The following is a 14,049-nucleotide window of genomic DNA, read 5'->3' as shown; positions in this document are numbered from 1 at the left end:
GCCCATGACCACCGGACCCGATGCCGCGGTCGGCTACCCCGTACGCGCCGTAGCCGACCGTCTCGGCGTACCCGTGGCCACGTTGCGGAGCTGGAACCAGCGGTACCGGCTCGGCCCCGGCGACCACGAGCCCGGCCGGCACCGCCTCTACACCGCCGCCGACATCGCGGTCCTGGAACGAGTGGTCGCGCTGGTACGGGCCGGAGCGAGCCCGGCGAGCGCGGTCGCCGCGGTCCGGGTCCCGGTTCCCGAACCCGGCGACCACTCGGCATTGCTGGCTGCCGCCTTCGCCCTCGACGGCGCCAGGACCGCGGAATTGCTGCGCAGTTATCTGGATCGCCACGGGGTCGTCGGTTTCTGGGACGAGCTGTGCCGGCCCGCGTTCGCCGACATAGTCGACGCACAGCGACAGGGCGGCTGCGTCGATGTCGAACACCTGCTGTCCTGGTGCGTGACCGCGGCCCTGCAGGCGATTCCCCTCCCCCGCGCCGAATCGGCGATCGTGCTGGCCTGCACCGGCGGCGAATCGCACGCGCTACCGCTGGCCGCGCTGCACGCCGCGCTCGCCGAGCGGGACCGCGCGGCGACGATGCTGGGGGCGAACGTACCCACCGAGGCGCTCGTCGACGCCACGGCCCGGATCGCGGCCCCGACTGTGGTGCTCTGGTCCCAGCAGGAATCCACCGCGTTGGCATCGGCCGTGGCCGCCTGCGTCGCGGCCGGCGCACGGGTGTTCGTCGCCGGACCGGGCTGGGCGTCGGTGCGGCTGCCCGGCGACGTCGAAACTCTCACCGGCCTCACCGAGGCACTGACCGCGCTGGCCTGAGCACGGGTCACTCTCCGGCCGGATCCGCGGCACCTCACGCGCCGAACTCCGTACCGATCCCCGAAGGACGGCATCTCCGCGACCGCCCGTCTCCGGCATCAGCTGACACCACGCCAAAAACGATGCATACTCGATGCATCATCCCGAACGGGATTGCAGTCGAGCCGGAGGAGACCAGTGATCGACGTTTCGAGTGGGTGCGCCGGCAGACGGGTCGCCGTCGTCGGCAGTGGCGTCGCGGGACTGACCGCGGCCTGGGTCCTGACTCGCGCGGGGGCACAGGTGACGCTGTTCGAAGCCGACGAACGCCTGGGCGGGCACGCGCACACCCACCGGCTGAACGTCGACGGGAACACCCCGGTGGCGGTGGACACCGGATTCATCGTGCACAACGACCGCACCTACCCGACTGTGCTGCGACTGTTCGGCGAGCTGGGCATCGCCACCCGGACCTCGGACATGAGCATGTCGGTCCGCTGCGACGGCTGTGGCCTCGAATACGCGGGTGCGCGCGGGCCGGGCGGGCTGTTCGCACGCCCGGCGCAGTCGGTGCGGCCCCGCTACCTGCGCTTGCTCTCCGAGGTGCCGCGCTTCCACCGGCTCGCGCGCGGGGCTCTGCGCGGGGAGACCCCCGAAACCGAGACGCTGAGCGAATTCGTCCGGCGCGCAAGACTTTCCGGATACTTCACGACACATTTCCTGGTCCCCCTCGTCGCCGCGGTGTGGTCGTGTGACCCCGAAACCGCGCTGCTATACCCGGCGCGTTACCTGTTCGCCTTCCTGGACCATCACGGCATGCTCACCGTCTCCGGGTCACCGACCTGGCGCACGGTGGCCGGTGGATCGCACACCTATGTCGCGGCGATCGCCGCCGCGGTCGACACCGTACGGACGGGTACCCCGGTACGAGCCGTCGAGCGCCACCCGGACGGCGTCGTCGTGCGCGACCAGCACGGCGCCGCAGCCGAATTCGACGCCGCGGTGGTCGCCACCCATCCCGATCAGGCCCTGGCCCTGCTCGCCGCACCGAGCAGAGCCGAGCAACACATCCTCGGGGCGATGCCGTACTCGGTGAACCGGGCGGTCCTGCACACCGACGAGTCGGCGCTACCCCGCGCCGAGCGGGCGCGGGCCTCGTGGAACTATCGGCTGCCTGCCTGCGCGGCGGCACCCGCGCAGGTACCGGTCACCTACGATCTCACTCGGCTGCAAGGGCTTCCGGGCCGCCGGCTGCTGCTCACACTCAACGACGACATCGCGATACCCGCCGCCGCGGTGCTGGACCGGATGACCTACAGCCATCCCCGCTATACACCAGAATCCGTTGCGGCGCAGCGGCGTCTGCGCTACCTCGGCGATGCCCGCCTGGCCTTCGCGGGCGCCTACCACGGCTGGGGGTTCCACGAGGACGGCGCGCTGTCCGGACTGCGCGCCGCCGAACGACTCGGCGCCCGCTGGGCCCCGCGACCCGTCACCACGGCGGCGACATGAAGCCGCAACTGGTCTACACCCGCACGGCCCACACCCGGCGGACCCCGCTCCCGCACAGCTTCCGCTATCGCGGGTACAGCTGGCTGGTCGACCTGGACGAGCTGCCCCGGTTACCACGCTGGCTCGCCCCGCTCGCGCGGTTCGAGCCCGCCGATCACCTCGGCGACCGGCGAGCATCGTTGCGGGACAACATCGACAGCTATCTGGCCGAGCACGGCATCGATCTGCGCGGCGGGCGAATCCTCATGTTCGCCAACGCCCGCGTGCTGGGCTGGGCGTTCGATCCGCTCAGCGTGTTCTGGTGCCGGGACGACAGCGGGCGGCTCGTCTGTGTCGTCGCCGAGGTGCACAACACCTACGGCGAGCGGTACCGGTATCTGCTGCGTCCCGACGCGAGCGGCCGCGCCGAGGTCGCCAAGCGGTTCTACGTCTCGCCGTTCAACGAGGTCGCCGGCCGGTATCGGATCCGGGTGCCCGAACCGGGCGACCGCCTGTTCGTCTCGGTCGTCCTCGACGCCGACGGCCCGCGATTCGCGGCGACCGTCACCGGCCGGTGCCGCCCCGCCGACACCCGATCGGTGCTGCGCGCCGCGCTCACCGTACCTATTGCCCCGCTGCGGGTTTCGGCATTGATTCGCTGGCAGGGCATCCGCCTGTGGGCCGGCGGGCTGGCCGTGGTTCCGCGCCCACCGAGTCAGGAGACCGACAGATGACCGTCGATTGCGCATCCGACACCGGCCGCCGGTTCGAACTCGGGCCGCCGAGCGGTCCGCGCGCCGCGATCGCGGCCGCCGCCGCGGACCGGCTGTTCCGCCGCGCGGTCCGCCGCCTGCCGCTGCGCGTCGAGTACGGCTCCGGAACCGTGCTGCCGTCCGGCGCCGACGGGCCGGTCATGACCGTGCACCGGCCCGGCCGGTTCGCCACCCGGTTGGGTACCCGGGGGCTGATCGGGTTCGGCGAGGCGTACATGGCCGGGGACTGGTCGGCCGCCGATCCGGCCACCGTCCTGACCGTGTTCGCGACCGGCATCGACACCCTGGTGCCGGCGCCGCTGCGCGCGCTGCGCCGGTATGTGGTGCCCGCGCATCCGCGCACGGACCACAACACCCGCGAGCACGCCCGCGGCAATATCGCGCGCCATTACGACCTGTCCAACGACTTCTTCGCACTGTTCCTCGACGACACCATGACCTACTCGAGCGCATTGTTCGACCGCCTGGATCCGGCACCGTCCTGGGCGGCGCTCGGGCCCGCGCAGCACGCCAAGATCGACCGGATCCTCGACGCCGCGCAGGTCGGTCCCGGCACGCGGGTACTCGAAATCGGTACCGGCTGGGGCGAACTCGCCCTGCGCGCCGCGGCTCGCGGCGCGCAGGTGCGGTCGGTCAGCCTCTCCGCCGAGCAGTGCCGCCACGCCCGGCAGCGGGTCGCGGCGGCCGGGCGCACCGACCGGGTCGAGATCGATCTGCTCGACTATCGTGCCGTGACCGGCCGCTACGACGCGGTCGTCTCGGTCGAGATGGTCGAGGCGGTCGGCTACGACTTCCTGCCCGGCTACTTCCGCACCGTCGAGCGAGTGCTGACCCCCGGCGGGCGCGCGGTGATCCAGGCGATCACCATGCCCCACGAGCGGATGCTCGCGACGCGGCACACGCACACCTGGATCCAGGAGTACATCTTCCCGGGCGGGTTCCTGCCATCGGTCCGCCTGCTCACCGGTACCGCTGCCGCCGCCGGACTGACTGTGCGCGAACGATTCTCGATCGGGCCGCACTACGCGCACACGTTGCGGTTGTGGCACCAGCGATTTCTCGAGGCCGAGATGTCGGTCGCGGGACTGGGTTTCGACGAGACGTTCCGCCGGATGTGGCAGCTGTATCTCGCCCACTCCGAGGCCGGATTCCGCAGCGGCTACCTGGACGTGAGTCAGTTCCTGTTCACCCGGGACGGGCACCTTCCGGCCGCCGGCGACAGGGCCGGGCGATGAGTGGCCCCCGGTACCGGCCGGGCCGGGTGGACCGGATGCTGGACCGCTCGATCGTGGGTGGCTACAGCGCGATCGGCTACCGGCTGCGGTGCCGCCGGTGGCCGCCCGGCGACCCGGCGACCGGGGCGATGCGCGGGCGCACCGCGCTGGTGACCGGGGCGGATTCCGGTATCGGCTACGCGATCACCGCGCGACTCGCCGCGCTCGGCGCGAGTGTGATCCTGGCGGTTCGCAACCCGGACAAGGGGATTCGGGCCCGCGCCGGGATCCTGGCCGGCCTGCCGGGCGCCGACCTGAGCGTGCGGCAGTGCGACCTCACCGATCCGGCCGGGCTGACCGCCTGTGCGGCCGCCGTACCCGACGTCGTCGATGTCGTCGTCCACAATGCCGGTGTGCTGCCGGACCGCCGCACCGAAACCCGGTCCGGGCACGAACTGACCTTGGCCACCCATGTCCTGGGTCCGCTGCGGCTGACCGGCCTGCTGCTGCCCGCGCTGTCCCGGGCACCCGATCCCCGCGTGGTGTTCGTCGCCTCGGCGGGGATGTACACCCAGGGACTGCCGTGGTCCGATCCGGAATACCGGGACGGAACCTATCGCGGCGCGACGGCATACGCCCGCACCAAGCGGATCCAGGTGGCGTTCGCCCCGCTCGCCGCGCAGCACTGGCGGGTCGGCGTGCACACGATGCATCCCGGCTGGGTGGACACGCCCGGGCTCCGCGCCGCGCTGCCGGTATTCCGTCGCGGTGTCGCCCCGATCCTGCGGAATCCGGGTGCGGGCGCCGATACGGCCGTGTGGCTCGCCGCCGCCAGCGGGCCGCTGCCGAACGGGCAGTTCTGGCACGACCGCCGCATCCGTCCCCAGCATCGGCTGGCCACCACCCGCTACACCGCGGATCAGCTGCGCGACCTGTGGGACTACTGCCGGACGGCAGCCGAGACCGGATAGCCGGGCTACGACATGGTGCATCGATACCGCATCGCTGATCATCACGGTGGGCGAGGTCCGAGACCTCGTCCGGAACAGGAGTGGACATGAAGGTACGCAACACGATCCGCGGTGCGACCGTCACCGCCGCCACGCTCGCCACCCTCACCGCCGCGTCGGCGGTTGTTTGCGCGGTCCCGCTCCTCGGCGCACCACCGCAGCCGGTGCCGGCCCTGGATCTCGGGCGATATCTGGGCACCTGGAATCAACTCGCCGCCGTCCCTCAGTTCTTCTCGCTGTCCTGCGCCCGCGATACGCAGGCCCGCTACGACCTCGACCCGGCCGGGAACGTCACCGTCGACAACACCTGCACGACGTGGGCCGGCACCCCGAACCACATCTCGGGCACCGCGACTGTCACCGATCCGGTGACCGATGCCCAACTGCACGTGAGCTTTCCCGGGGTGCCGACCCAGGACCAGCTGGAAGGCCCGACGAACTACATCGTCACTGCGCTCGACAGCGACTATTCCTGGGCGGTCGTGACCGACCCGGCGCGGCTGTCGGGCTTCGTCCTGTCCCGGGCGGCGGAACTGTCTGCCACACAATGGGATCGGATCCGCTCCGCGATCACCGCGGCGGGCATGGATCCGTGCGTATACCTGACCTCGCCCACCACCGGGGGAATCGAGACGATCGAACCTGTGTGCGGCTTGCGCCCTGCTACGTGAGCCGGGGCGGTGCGAGTAGCAGCGAACGCATAGCCGGACTTCACAATTCGCGCGCCCGGGTGGCCCGCCACGTCGAGGCGGTTCACCGACGTCTACCCGCAACGTCAGGTGCTAGCGGGAGCGCCCGGCGATCAGGCCGCGCCGACGGTGCGGGCCGACGCCGGGGCGCTTGGCGCGCAGCCGCCGTATCGCGGGGATCTGCTGTCCTGGATCACCGGTCACCTGCGAGGTGCGGTGAGACCCCTGGTCCGGCAACCGGTTTCGATGCCGCTACGCATCCGAGCCGGCCTCCGGTCCGCGTGTGCGTCCCAGCAGATGTCGCAGGCACGAGTCCAGGTCGGCGTGCCGGAATCGGTATCCGGCCGAGGTCAGCCGGTCCGGCGCTACCCGCTGACTGGCCGCGGCCAGTTCCTCGGCGCCCTGCTTGCCCAGCAACAATGCCGGGCCCCAGCGCGGTACCGGGACGACGGCGGGTCGATGCGACACCCGCGCCAGGGTCGCGGTGTAGTCCACGTTGCGGACCGGGTGCGGCGCGACCGCGTTCACGGCTCCGGACAGCTCCCGATCCCACAGCGCGCGGTGGTAGATCTCGACCAGGTCGTCGATGCCGATCCACGACAGCCACTGCCGACCGTCCCCGATCCGGCCGCCGAGGCCGGCGGCGAACAGCGGGCGCAGCAACCGGAGCGTGCCGCCGCGCGGGGATTGCACGATGCCGGTGCGGATCCGCACCACCCGCACACCCGACCGGGCGGCGGGTTCGGCCGCGTCCTCCCAGTCCACGACCAGGTCGGCGAGGAAGCCCGAGCCGCGCGCGGAGGTCTCGTCGAGCCACTCGTCGCCGTGATCGGGGCCGTAGTAGCCGACGGCCGACGCCGTGACGAACGTGGGCACACCCGCCGCGGCGGCCCGGCCGGCCAGGGCGCGGGTGGGGCCGACCCGGCTCTCGACCAGGGCGCGGCGATGCGCGGCGGTGAACCGGCCCGCGATCGAGGCACCGGCCAGGTGCACGACGGCGTCGACGCCGTCGAGCAGGTCGGCCGCGGGGTCGGCGAGGTTCCATTCCCGTTCCAGCGGATGCCGAGCCGGGTGGCGGACCAGCCGGATCACGGTGTGGCCGCCGGTGGTCAGGAACGCGGACAGGGCCGACCCGACCAGTCCGGACGCGCCGGTCATCGCGACGACCGCCGGCCGGAAGCCGTGGTCGGCCGCGCGGCGATGCGCGGCCAGGTCGTCGGCGAGCTGCCGGTAGCGGTAGTCGAACATGGGCCGGATCAGGTGCGCCGGGACCGGTGAGTCCACGGTATCCACGACCCGGGTCCGGTCCTGGTCGAGCTGCTCGAACTCGTGGGTGTGCCGCCACGGCATCGCACCGACCGGCGCGGACGCGATCCCGTCGATCGCGGTCTCGTCGGCGAAGCACCGGGGCGGATCGTAGGCTTCCGGCACGTGCCGGGCCACCCAGCGCAGGCCGCCCGGCAACCGCAGCACCGCCCGGCCGTCCCGCAGGGATTCGGCCTCGGCAACGATCGTCGTCGGCTGCCACGGCGGCGCCAGCCTGGCCAGCGCTCCCGGGCGGGCGTACCACGCGAAGACGTCCTCGCGAGCTTCCGCCACCACGCTCGAACATTCGATGCCCATGACCCGACTGTAACCACCGGACCGCCCGCGCGTGTGAAACGTTTATGCATCGCTTTGCTGGAGGTTGGGCCACCCGATTCACAGGCTCGATGTAGTCGTCGTGGGCCTACGGAAACCCCGCTGCGCCGCACACCGACGGCAGTGCGGCACCCCAGGCGAACTATCAGTAGCTCTGCCAGGCGGGCTTGTTCGCGATCGCGAAGCGGTAGTAGTCGACGGCGCGCAGGTTCGCGGCGGCGGCCGGGTCGACGATGACGGTCACGTGCGGGTGCATCTGCAGGATCGAGGCGGGGCAGAACGCGGAGACCGGGCCTTCCACGGCGGAAGCGACCGCCTCGGCTTTGCCGGTGCCGGTGGCGATCATGAGCAGATGGCCTGCGTCACTGATGGTTCCGAGGCCCTGGGTCAGGACGTGGGTGGGAACCTGGGCCAGGTCGCCGGCGAAGAAGCGGGCGTTGTCGGCGCGGGTTTTCGGGGTCAGGGTCTTGACCCGAGTACGGGAGCGCAGCGACGAGCCCGGTTCGTTGAAGCCGAGGTGTCCGTTGGTGCCGATACCCAGGATCTGCACCGCGATCGGGCCGTTCGCGGCGATCAGCTGTTCGTAATCGGCTGCGGCGGCGGGAATGTCGGCGGCATTGCCGTCGGGCGAATGGACGTCGGAATCGGCGAAGTCCACGTGGGCGGTGAACTCGTCGCGAATGAACCGGCGGTAGGACTGCGGATGATCGGGCGGCAGTCCGAGGTATTCGTCGAGCAGGAATGCCTGCACCCCAGCGAAACTCAGGCCTTCCTCCCGGTACTGGCGGATCAGCTCCCGGTAGGCGCCGAGCGGCGAGGACCCGGTGGCCAGCCCGATGGCGCGCGCGCCCCGGCGCACATGGTCGGCCATGATCCTCCCGGCCAGGACTCCGGCCTCGGCGGCGCTGTCGGTGATCACGAGTTCCATTGCGCTCCGTCCTTGTAGACGTCGACCGGATTCAGATCGTGGTCGGTGACCAGCAGGTCGGCCCGCATCCCCGGCCGCAGCGCCCCGACCTCGCCGGCCAGGCCGAGCAGGCGGGCGGGGGTGGCGGCCGCCGCCGTCGCGGCCGCGGTCAAGCCGACACCGGCGTGGAACACGGTGCGGCGCAAGACATCCGACGCGGCCGCGGTACCCCCGGCGATCGGGCCCCGGCCGTCGGGATCGTAGAGCCGGGAGACGCCGTCGCGGACCACGACGTCGAGGCCGCCGAGCCGGTAGCGGCCGTCGGGACGCCCGGCGGCGGCCATGGCATCGGTGACGAGCGCGAGGTTCGAGGGGCCGACGGTGTCGAAGAGCATGCGGACGGTGCCGTCGGCGAGGTGCACGCCGTCGGCGATCACCTCCGCCACCACCTCCCCGCGCCCGGCGGCGGCCAGCGCGGCGGTGAGGAAGCCGGGGTCCCGGTGCGCCAGGCCCGGCATGGCGTTGAACAGGTGGGTGACCGACACCCGGCCGCCCTGGCGCAGCGCGGCGACGGATCGTTCGTACCCGGCCTCGGTATGCCCCAGGGACAGCACCACATTCGCGGCGGCGAGCACCTGCGCCAGGGCGTCGAAACCGGCGGTCTCGGGTGCGACGGTCACCGACGCGATGCGGCCGCCCGCGTAGTCGAGGAGCCGCGCCAGCACGGCGGGGTCGCCGGGGCGGATCCGGTGCGGATCGTGGGCGCCGCGGCGGTGCGGACTGATGAACGGACCCTCCAAGTGGATGCCCGCGAGCAGGCCGGTGGCGACGGCCGCGCCGAGCACGTCGATCCGCTCCCGCAGTTCGGCTTCGGTGGCCGACACCAGCGAGCCGACCAGAGTCGTAGTGCCGTGCGCGCGATGGAAGTTCGCGGCGACCGCCACCCCGTCGAGATCGGCCTCCGGGAACCCGAATCCGCCGCCACCGTGGCAGTGCACGTCGACGAGTCCGGGCAGCACGATCCGCTCGGCCGGCTCGGGTAGTTCACCGGCGAATTCCGTTGCCGGGCCGACATAGTCGAGCCGAGGACCGGCGAACGACACCACGCCGTCAGCGAATTCGCCCGCCTCGGTGAGGGTGACGACCCGGCCGCGCAGGACCGTCATCGAGCGTTCAGCCCCAGCGCACTACACGCGGCCTGCCGGGCGTCGTGGGCCGTGCGGGCGGCCAGCACGGAGGCCGCGGCGACCCGGCACCGGTCCAGCGTGACCTGCGCGAGCCGCGCCCGCACCGCGATGAGCGACCGCGGCGCCATGGACAGCGACTGCACGCCGAGACCGACCAGCACACAGGCGAATTCGGGATCGGAGGCGGACTCGCCGCACACACCCACCTTCACCCCGTGTGGCTCCGCCCCGGCCACCACCGTGGCGATCGCCGCCGCGAGGGCCGGCTGCCACGGGTCGTGCAGGGCCGCCAGCGCCGCGGACATGCGGTCCGCGCCGAACAGGTACTGCGACAGATCGTTGGTGCCGATCGAGAAGAACTCCACCTCGGCGCCCAGCCGGTCGGAACATAGTGCGGCGGCGGGGATTTCGATCATGATGCCGCGGTTCTCGAGCCCGGCCGCAGTGGCGTGGGCGGCGAAGTAGTTCGCTTCCTCGGCGGTCGCGACCATCGGGGCCATCACTGCGACCGGGGTGCCGGTCTCCGCCGCTGCCGCCGCGATGGCGGTCAGCTGGTCCAGCAGCGCCTGTTCGTCGACCCCGCGCAGCCGCAGGCCGCGCACACCCAGTGCCGGATTCTCCTCCGCCGGGAGGTTCAGGAACGGCAGCGGCTTGTCGGATCCGGCGTCGAGGGTACGGACCGTGACCGGGCGGTCACCCAGGATGCGGAACACCTCGGCGTACACGTCCGTCTGCTCGGCCACGGTGGGCGCCGAATGCCGGTCCAGGAACAGGAATTCGGTGCGGAACAGACCGACGCCCTCCGCGCCGAACTCCACCGCGAGGCGGGCGTCGGCGCCGGAACCCACATTGGCCAGCAGCGGCACCGGGTATCCGTCGGCGGTGCGGCCCGGTCCGGTCGGTGCGGCCGCCAGACGCTCCCGATGCGCGAGCACCTCCGCGCGGCGGGCCGGGCTCGGTTCGAGCTCGACCACACCCGTCGTGCCGTCGAGGACCACCTCGGTGCCGGTCGCGATGGTCACCGCGTCCGGGGCCGCCACCACGGCCGGTATGCCCAGAGCCTTGGCGAGGATCGCGGTGTGGGAGGTGGGTCCGCCCGCCACCGTCAGCAGTCCGACCACCTGCGCCGGATCCAGCGCGGCGGTGTCCGCGGGCGCCAGATCGTCGGCGGCGAGCACGAAAGGTGTCGGACTGGAAGGAATCCCGGGGGGCTCGACACCGAGTAGTTCGGCCACCACCCGATGGCCCACATCGGTGAGGTCCGAGACGCGTTCGGCCATCCGGCCCCCGAGGGCGGCCAGTTGCCCGCCGAAGTGCGCGACCGCCTCGGTGACCGCGTGCGCGGTCGGCATGCCGCCCCGGATCTCCGCGCGCACCTGGTCCAGCAGCGCCGGATCACCGGCCAGGGCCGAGGTCATGAACAGGATGTCCGCGGCCGGGCCCGCGACGGCCAGCGCCTGGGTCGCGTATCGGCCGGCGACGGCCTCGAAAGCGGCTTCCGCACGGGCGATTTCGGCATCGACATCGCTTCCGGGCGGGTCGTCGCGGCTGGTGACCGGCGCGGGCGCCAGCCATTTCACCGGTCCGACCGCGACCCCGGGTGCCGCGGCGACCCCGCGCACCTCATGCGTCAAAGTCGGTCTCCAGCAGCTCGACCAGTGCGTCGAGCGCCGCGTCGGCCCCGTCCTCGGCGTGCAGGGTGACGGTATCGCCGCGTTCGACGCCCAGGGTCATCAGCTGCAGGAGGCTGTTCGCCGCCACCGGGTCCTTGTCCGCCACCGAGATCTGCACGGGGACACCGGCTTCCCCGGCGGCCTTGGCGAACAGGGCGGCGGGGCGGGCGTGCAGCCCGGTCTTCGCCGCGACGACTGCGGTCCGGGTGATCATGGCGCGGTGTTCTCCTTTTCGGTCTCGGCCTCGTCGTCCTCGCGACCCGGAGTCCGCAGATTCCAGCGCTTGATGATGAAGCTGAAGGTGACGTAGTACAGGGCGCCGTAGCCGAGGCCGACGGGGAGCAGCAGCAGCGGACGGGTCGCCTTGCCGAAATTGAGCAGGTAGTCGATCGCGCCGGCGGAGAAGGTGAATCCGTCGTGGATGCCGAGAGCGTTGGTCAGCGCCAGCGCGGAACCGGTGAACAGGGCGTGGATCAGCAGCAACGGCCATGCCACGAAGATGAACGAGAACTCCAGCGGCTCGGTGATACCGGTGACGAACGCGGTGAGGCCGGTCGAGAGCATGATGCCGCCGATCGTCTTGCGGTTCTCCGGTTTCGCGTTGCGCCAGATGGCCAGGGCGGCGGCGGGCAGGCCGAACATCATGATCGGGAAGAAACCGGTCATGAAGGTGCCCGCGTGCGGGTCACCGGCCAGGAACCGCGGAATGTCGCCGTGGACGCCGTTGTAGTCACCGATCACGAACCACACCACCGAGTTGACGATGTGGTGCAGTCCCAGTGGCAGCAGCAACCGGTTGGTGATACCGAAGACACCGCCACCGGCGACCGAGTGGTCGGCGACCGTCTTGCCCAGCCAGGTCAGGCCGGAATCGAAGGCCGGGTAGACGAAGGACATCAGCACCCCGATCAGCACCGCCGCGCAGGCGGTCAGGATCGGTACCAGGCGGCGGCCGGAGAAGAAGCCGAGATAGTCCGGCAGCTTGGTGCGGTGGTAGCGCTGCCACAGGATCGCGGCGGTCAGGCCCATGACGATGCCGCCGAGGACACCGAAATTCACCAGTGCCGGAGCGCCTTTCGCGTCCACCTTGCCGGACAGCACGACCGGCGACATGGCCTTGAGCACGCCGCCGAAGGCGAGGTAGCCGACGACTGCGGCGAGTGCGGTGGACCCGTCGGACTTCTTCGCCCAGCCGATGGCGATACCGACCGCGAAGAGCAGGGGCAGGTTGTCGATGAGGGCGCCGCCGGCGCCGGCCAGCACGTCGGCGACGGTCTTCATGGCCGACCAGCGGCCCAGCATGTCCGCCTGTCCCAGCCGCAGCAACAGCCCGGCAGCGGGTAACGTGGCGATCGGCAGCATCAAACTGCGGCCCAGTTTCTGCAATCCCGATAGATCGAGCTTTCTGCGCGAGCTCTCGACGGCATCGGCCATGGGAACGATCCTCGGTCGTCGAAGGGAGTCACGCGTACTGTTCGGCGTCAGCTATCGCGACTGGTCATTACCCATATATTGGCTCCAAACCAGCCTTGTCCACTCGACACGCTCGGAGGGAAAGATGTCGAAAGCGGATCAGATCGTTGCCGGCCTGGGTGGCGCGGACAATATCGTCGAGGTGGAGGGGTGTATCACCCGGCTGCGCTGCGAGGTCAAGGACGCGAGCCGGGTCGACGAGCAGGCGCTGAAGTCCGCCGGCGCGCACGGGGTCGTCAAGATGGGTGACGCGGTGCAGGTCGTGGTCGGGCCGACCGCCGATATCCTGGCCGAAGACATCAACGACATGATCTGAGCGACATGACGATTCGGATCACCGCGCCCCTCGACGGGCGGGCCGTGCCGTTGTCCGAGGTTCCCGATCCGGTGTTCTCCGCGGAGATGGTCGGTTCCGGGGTGGCCGTGGAGCCGCTGGACACCTACGCCGCGACCACCGTGGTGGCGCCGGTCTCGGGAACCATCGTGAAGCTGCATCCGCATGCGGCGGTCATCGTCACCGGGAACGGCACCGGGGTGCTGTTGCATGTCGGTATCGACACCGTCGGCAAGCCGGAGTTGTTCGAGCGCAATGCCGTGGCCGGTATGTACGTCACGGTCGGTGAACCATTGATCACCTTCTCCCCCAATGAGATTCGGCGTCAGGGGCTGAGTGCCGCGGTGCCGGTGGTGATCATGGACACCGCGCCGGGGTCGGTGCGTGACCCGCACCTCGGGCCGGTGACCAAGGGCTCGGTGTTGTTCTCTTTCTGAGCCGCCAGGTTGTGCGCGCGAGCCGCTGCCCGCGATCGGGTGGCGGCTCGCCCTGTGCGAGTTCCCGATTTAGTTACACCAGTTTAGTGAAACGACATCATTTCTAAGGTCGGCTCGCTTACCGTGGCCGAGACCTATCTCCCGAAGCCGTTAGAGAGAACCATGCGCATCTCCACCAAGGTGGCCGCCGAGATCGCCGCCACCGCACTGGTCGCGTCCGCCGCCGCCGTCACGCTGGGCGCCACCACCACCGCGGGCGCCGCGACGACGTGCTCGGCCACCGCCTCCACCACGAAGAACGACATCAGCACCCTCGGTGTCACCCACACCTACAAGAAGACGGTCAGCCCCACCACCGCCCAGGACGGCTCCACCGTCACCTACCAGATCGTCGTCGGCACCACCGGCATCGGCA

Annotated in this window: 14 protein-coding genes and 1 pseudogene; 9 read left to right on the top strand and 6 right to left on the bottom strand. The window is 71.0% G+C overall.

The genetic code is table 11. The features are described 5' to 3' along the window. The first annotated feature begins 4 nt into the window (after positions 1-4). The 6 genes from EBN03_RS32870 (at position 5) to EBN03_RS32845 (ending at position 5,964) form a co-directional block, all read left to right on the top strand. On the top strand, positions 5-826 hold the full coding sequence (locus EBN03_RS32870) for a MerR family transcriptional regulator (RefSeq protein WP_122192076.1): 822 nt from the start codon (positions 5-7) through the stop codon (positions 824-826). Between the two features lie 180 nt (positions 827-1,006). After that, positions 1,007-2,317 carry an NAD(P)/FAD-dependent oxidoreductase gene (locus EBN03_RS32865; protein ID WP_122192087.1) on the top strand — a complete coding sequence of 437 codons (1,311 nt, stop codon included), beginning with the start codon at positions 1,007-1,009 and terminating at the stop codon, positions 2,315-2,317. Beyond that, entirely contained in the window at positions 2,314-3,030 is a 717-nt protein-coding gene (locus EBN03_RS32860) for a DUF1365 domain-containing protein (protein ID WP_122192075.1), read from the top strand. Before EBN03_RS32865 ends, EBN03_RS32860 begins: the two co-directional genes overlap by 4 nt. After that, positions 3,027-4,304 carry an SAM-dependent methyltransferase gene (locus EBN03_RS32855; RefSeq protein ID WP_122192074.1) on the top strand — a complete coding sequence of 426 codons (1,278 nt, stop codon included), beginning with the start codon at positions 3,027-3,029 and terminating at the stop codon, positions 4,302-4,304. The genes EBN03_RS32860 and EBN03_RS32855 overlap by 4 nt, the downstream gene beginning before the upstream one ends. Beyond that, positions 4,301-5,254: an SDR family NAD(P)-dependent oxidoreductase gene (locus tag EBN03_RS32850; RefSeq protein ID WP_122192073.1), complete on the top strand. Its 954-nt coding sequence runs from the start codon at positions 4,301-4,303 to the stop codon at positions 5,252-5,254. Before EBN03_RS32855 ends, EBN03_RS32850 begins: the two co-directional genes overlap by 4 nt. A gap of 86 nt (positions 5,255-5,340) precedes the next feature. Continuing rightward, on the top strand, positions 5,341-5,964 hold the full coding sequence (locus EBN03_RS32845) for a lipocalin family protein (RefSeq protein ID WP_122192072.1): 624 nt from the start codon (positions 5,341-5,343) through the stop codon (positions 5,962-5,964). Between the two features lie 270 nt (positions 5,965-6,234). On the opposite strand, the gene EBN03_RS32840 is transcribed toward EBN03_RS32845, so the two are convergent. The 6 genes from EBN03_RS32840 to EBN03_RS32815 all read right to left on the bottom strand — a co-directional run bounded on the left by EBN03_RS32840 (position 6,235) and on the right by EBN03_RS32815 (position 12,824). Then, the gene (locus tag EBN03_RS32840; RefSeq protein WP_122192071.1) at positions 6,235-7,605 is read right to left on the bottom strand and encodes a TIGR01777 family oxidoreductase; all 1,371 of its coding nucleotides are present in this window, start codon (positions 7,603-7,605) and stop codon (positions 6,235-6,237) included. A 163-nt stretch (positions 7,606-7,768) separates the two neighbouring features. Further along, a complete protein-coding gene (nagB, locus tag EBN03_RS32835) occupies positions 7,769-8,551 on the bottom strand; it encodes a glucosamine-6-phosphate deaminase (RefSeq protein ID WP_122192070.1) in 783 nt (260 codons plus the stop codon). After that, positions 8,539-9,696 (bottom strand): N-acetylglucosamine-6-phosphate deacetylase, encoded by a 1,158-nt coding sequence (nagA, locus tag EBN03_RS32830; RefSeq protein ID WP_122192069.1) that lies wholly within the window; start codon positions 9,694-9,696, stop codon positions 8,539-8,541. The genes nagB and nagA overlap by 13 nt, the downstream gene beginning before the upstream one ends. Then, positions 9,693-11,351 carry a phosphoenolpyruvate--protein phosphotransferase gene (gene ptsP / locus EBN03_RS32825; protein WP_233608803.1) on the bottom strand — a complete coding sequence of 553 codons (1,659 nt, stop codon included), beginning with the start codon at positions 11,349-11,351 and terminating at the stop codon, positions 9,693-9,695. Before ptsP ends, nagA begins: the two co-directional genes overlap by 4 nt. Then, positions 11,341-11,604 (bottom strand): HPr family phosphocarrier protein, encoded by a 264-nt coding sequence (locus tag EBN03_RS32820; RefSeq protein WP_122192067.1) that lies wholly within the window; start codon positions 11,602-11,604, stop codon positions 11,341-11,343. Before EBN03_RS32820 ends, ptsP begins: the two co-directional genes overlap by 11 nt. Continuing rightward, the gene (locus EBN03_RS32815; protein ID WP_122192066.1) at positions 11,601-12,824 is read right to left on the bottom strand and encodes a PTS transporter subunit EIIC; all 1,224 of its coding nucleotides are present in this window, start codon (positions 12,822-12,824) and stop codon (positions 11,601-11,603) included. Before EBN03_RS32815 ends, EBN03_RS32820 begins: the two co-directional genes overlap by 4 nt. 124 nt (positions 12,825-12,948) lie before the next feature. On the opposite strand from EBN03_RS32815, the gene EBN03_RS32810 reads away from it, so the two are divergent. From EBN03_RS32810 to EBN03_RS32800, 3 genes and pseudogenes are all read left to right on the top strand, one after another. Next, complete coding sequence (locus tag EBN03_RS32810) at positions 12,949-13,179, top strand: glucose PTS transporter subunit EIIB (protein WP_122192065.1); 231 nt, start codon at positions 12,949-12,951, stop codon at positions 13,177-13,179. A 5-nt stretch (positions 13,180-13,184) separates the two neighbouring features. Then, positions 13,185-13,634 carry a PTS sugar transporter subunit IIA gene (locus EBN03_RS32805; RefSeq protein WP_122192064.1) on the top strand — a complete coding sequence of 150 codons (450 nt, stop codon included), beginning with the start codon at positions 13,185-13,187 and terminating at the stop codon, positions 13,632-13,634. Between the two features lie 162 nt (positions 13,635-13,796). Continuing rightward, a pseudogene (locus EBN03_RS32800) lies at positions 13,797-14,049 on the top strand (hypothetical protein); the annotation flags it as partial.

Source organism: Nocardia stercoris, from assembly GCF_003696265.1.
Lineage (GTDB): Bacteria > Actinomycetota > Actinomycetes > Mycobacteriales > Mycobacteriaceae > Nocardia > Nocardia stercoris.
Note: the sequence above shows the minus strand (reverse complement) of the source record. Positions and strands in the feature narration are given on the sequence as shown.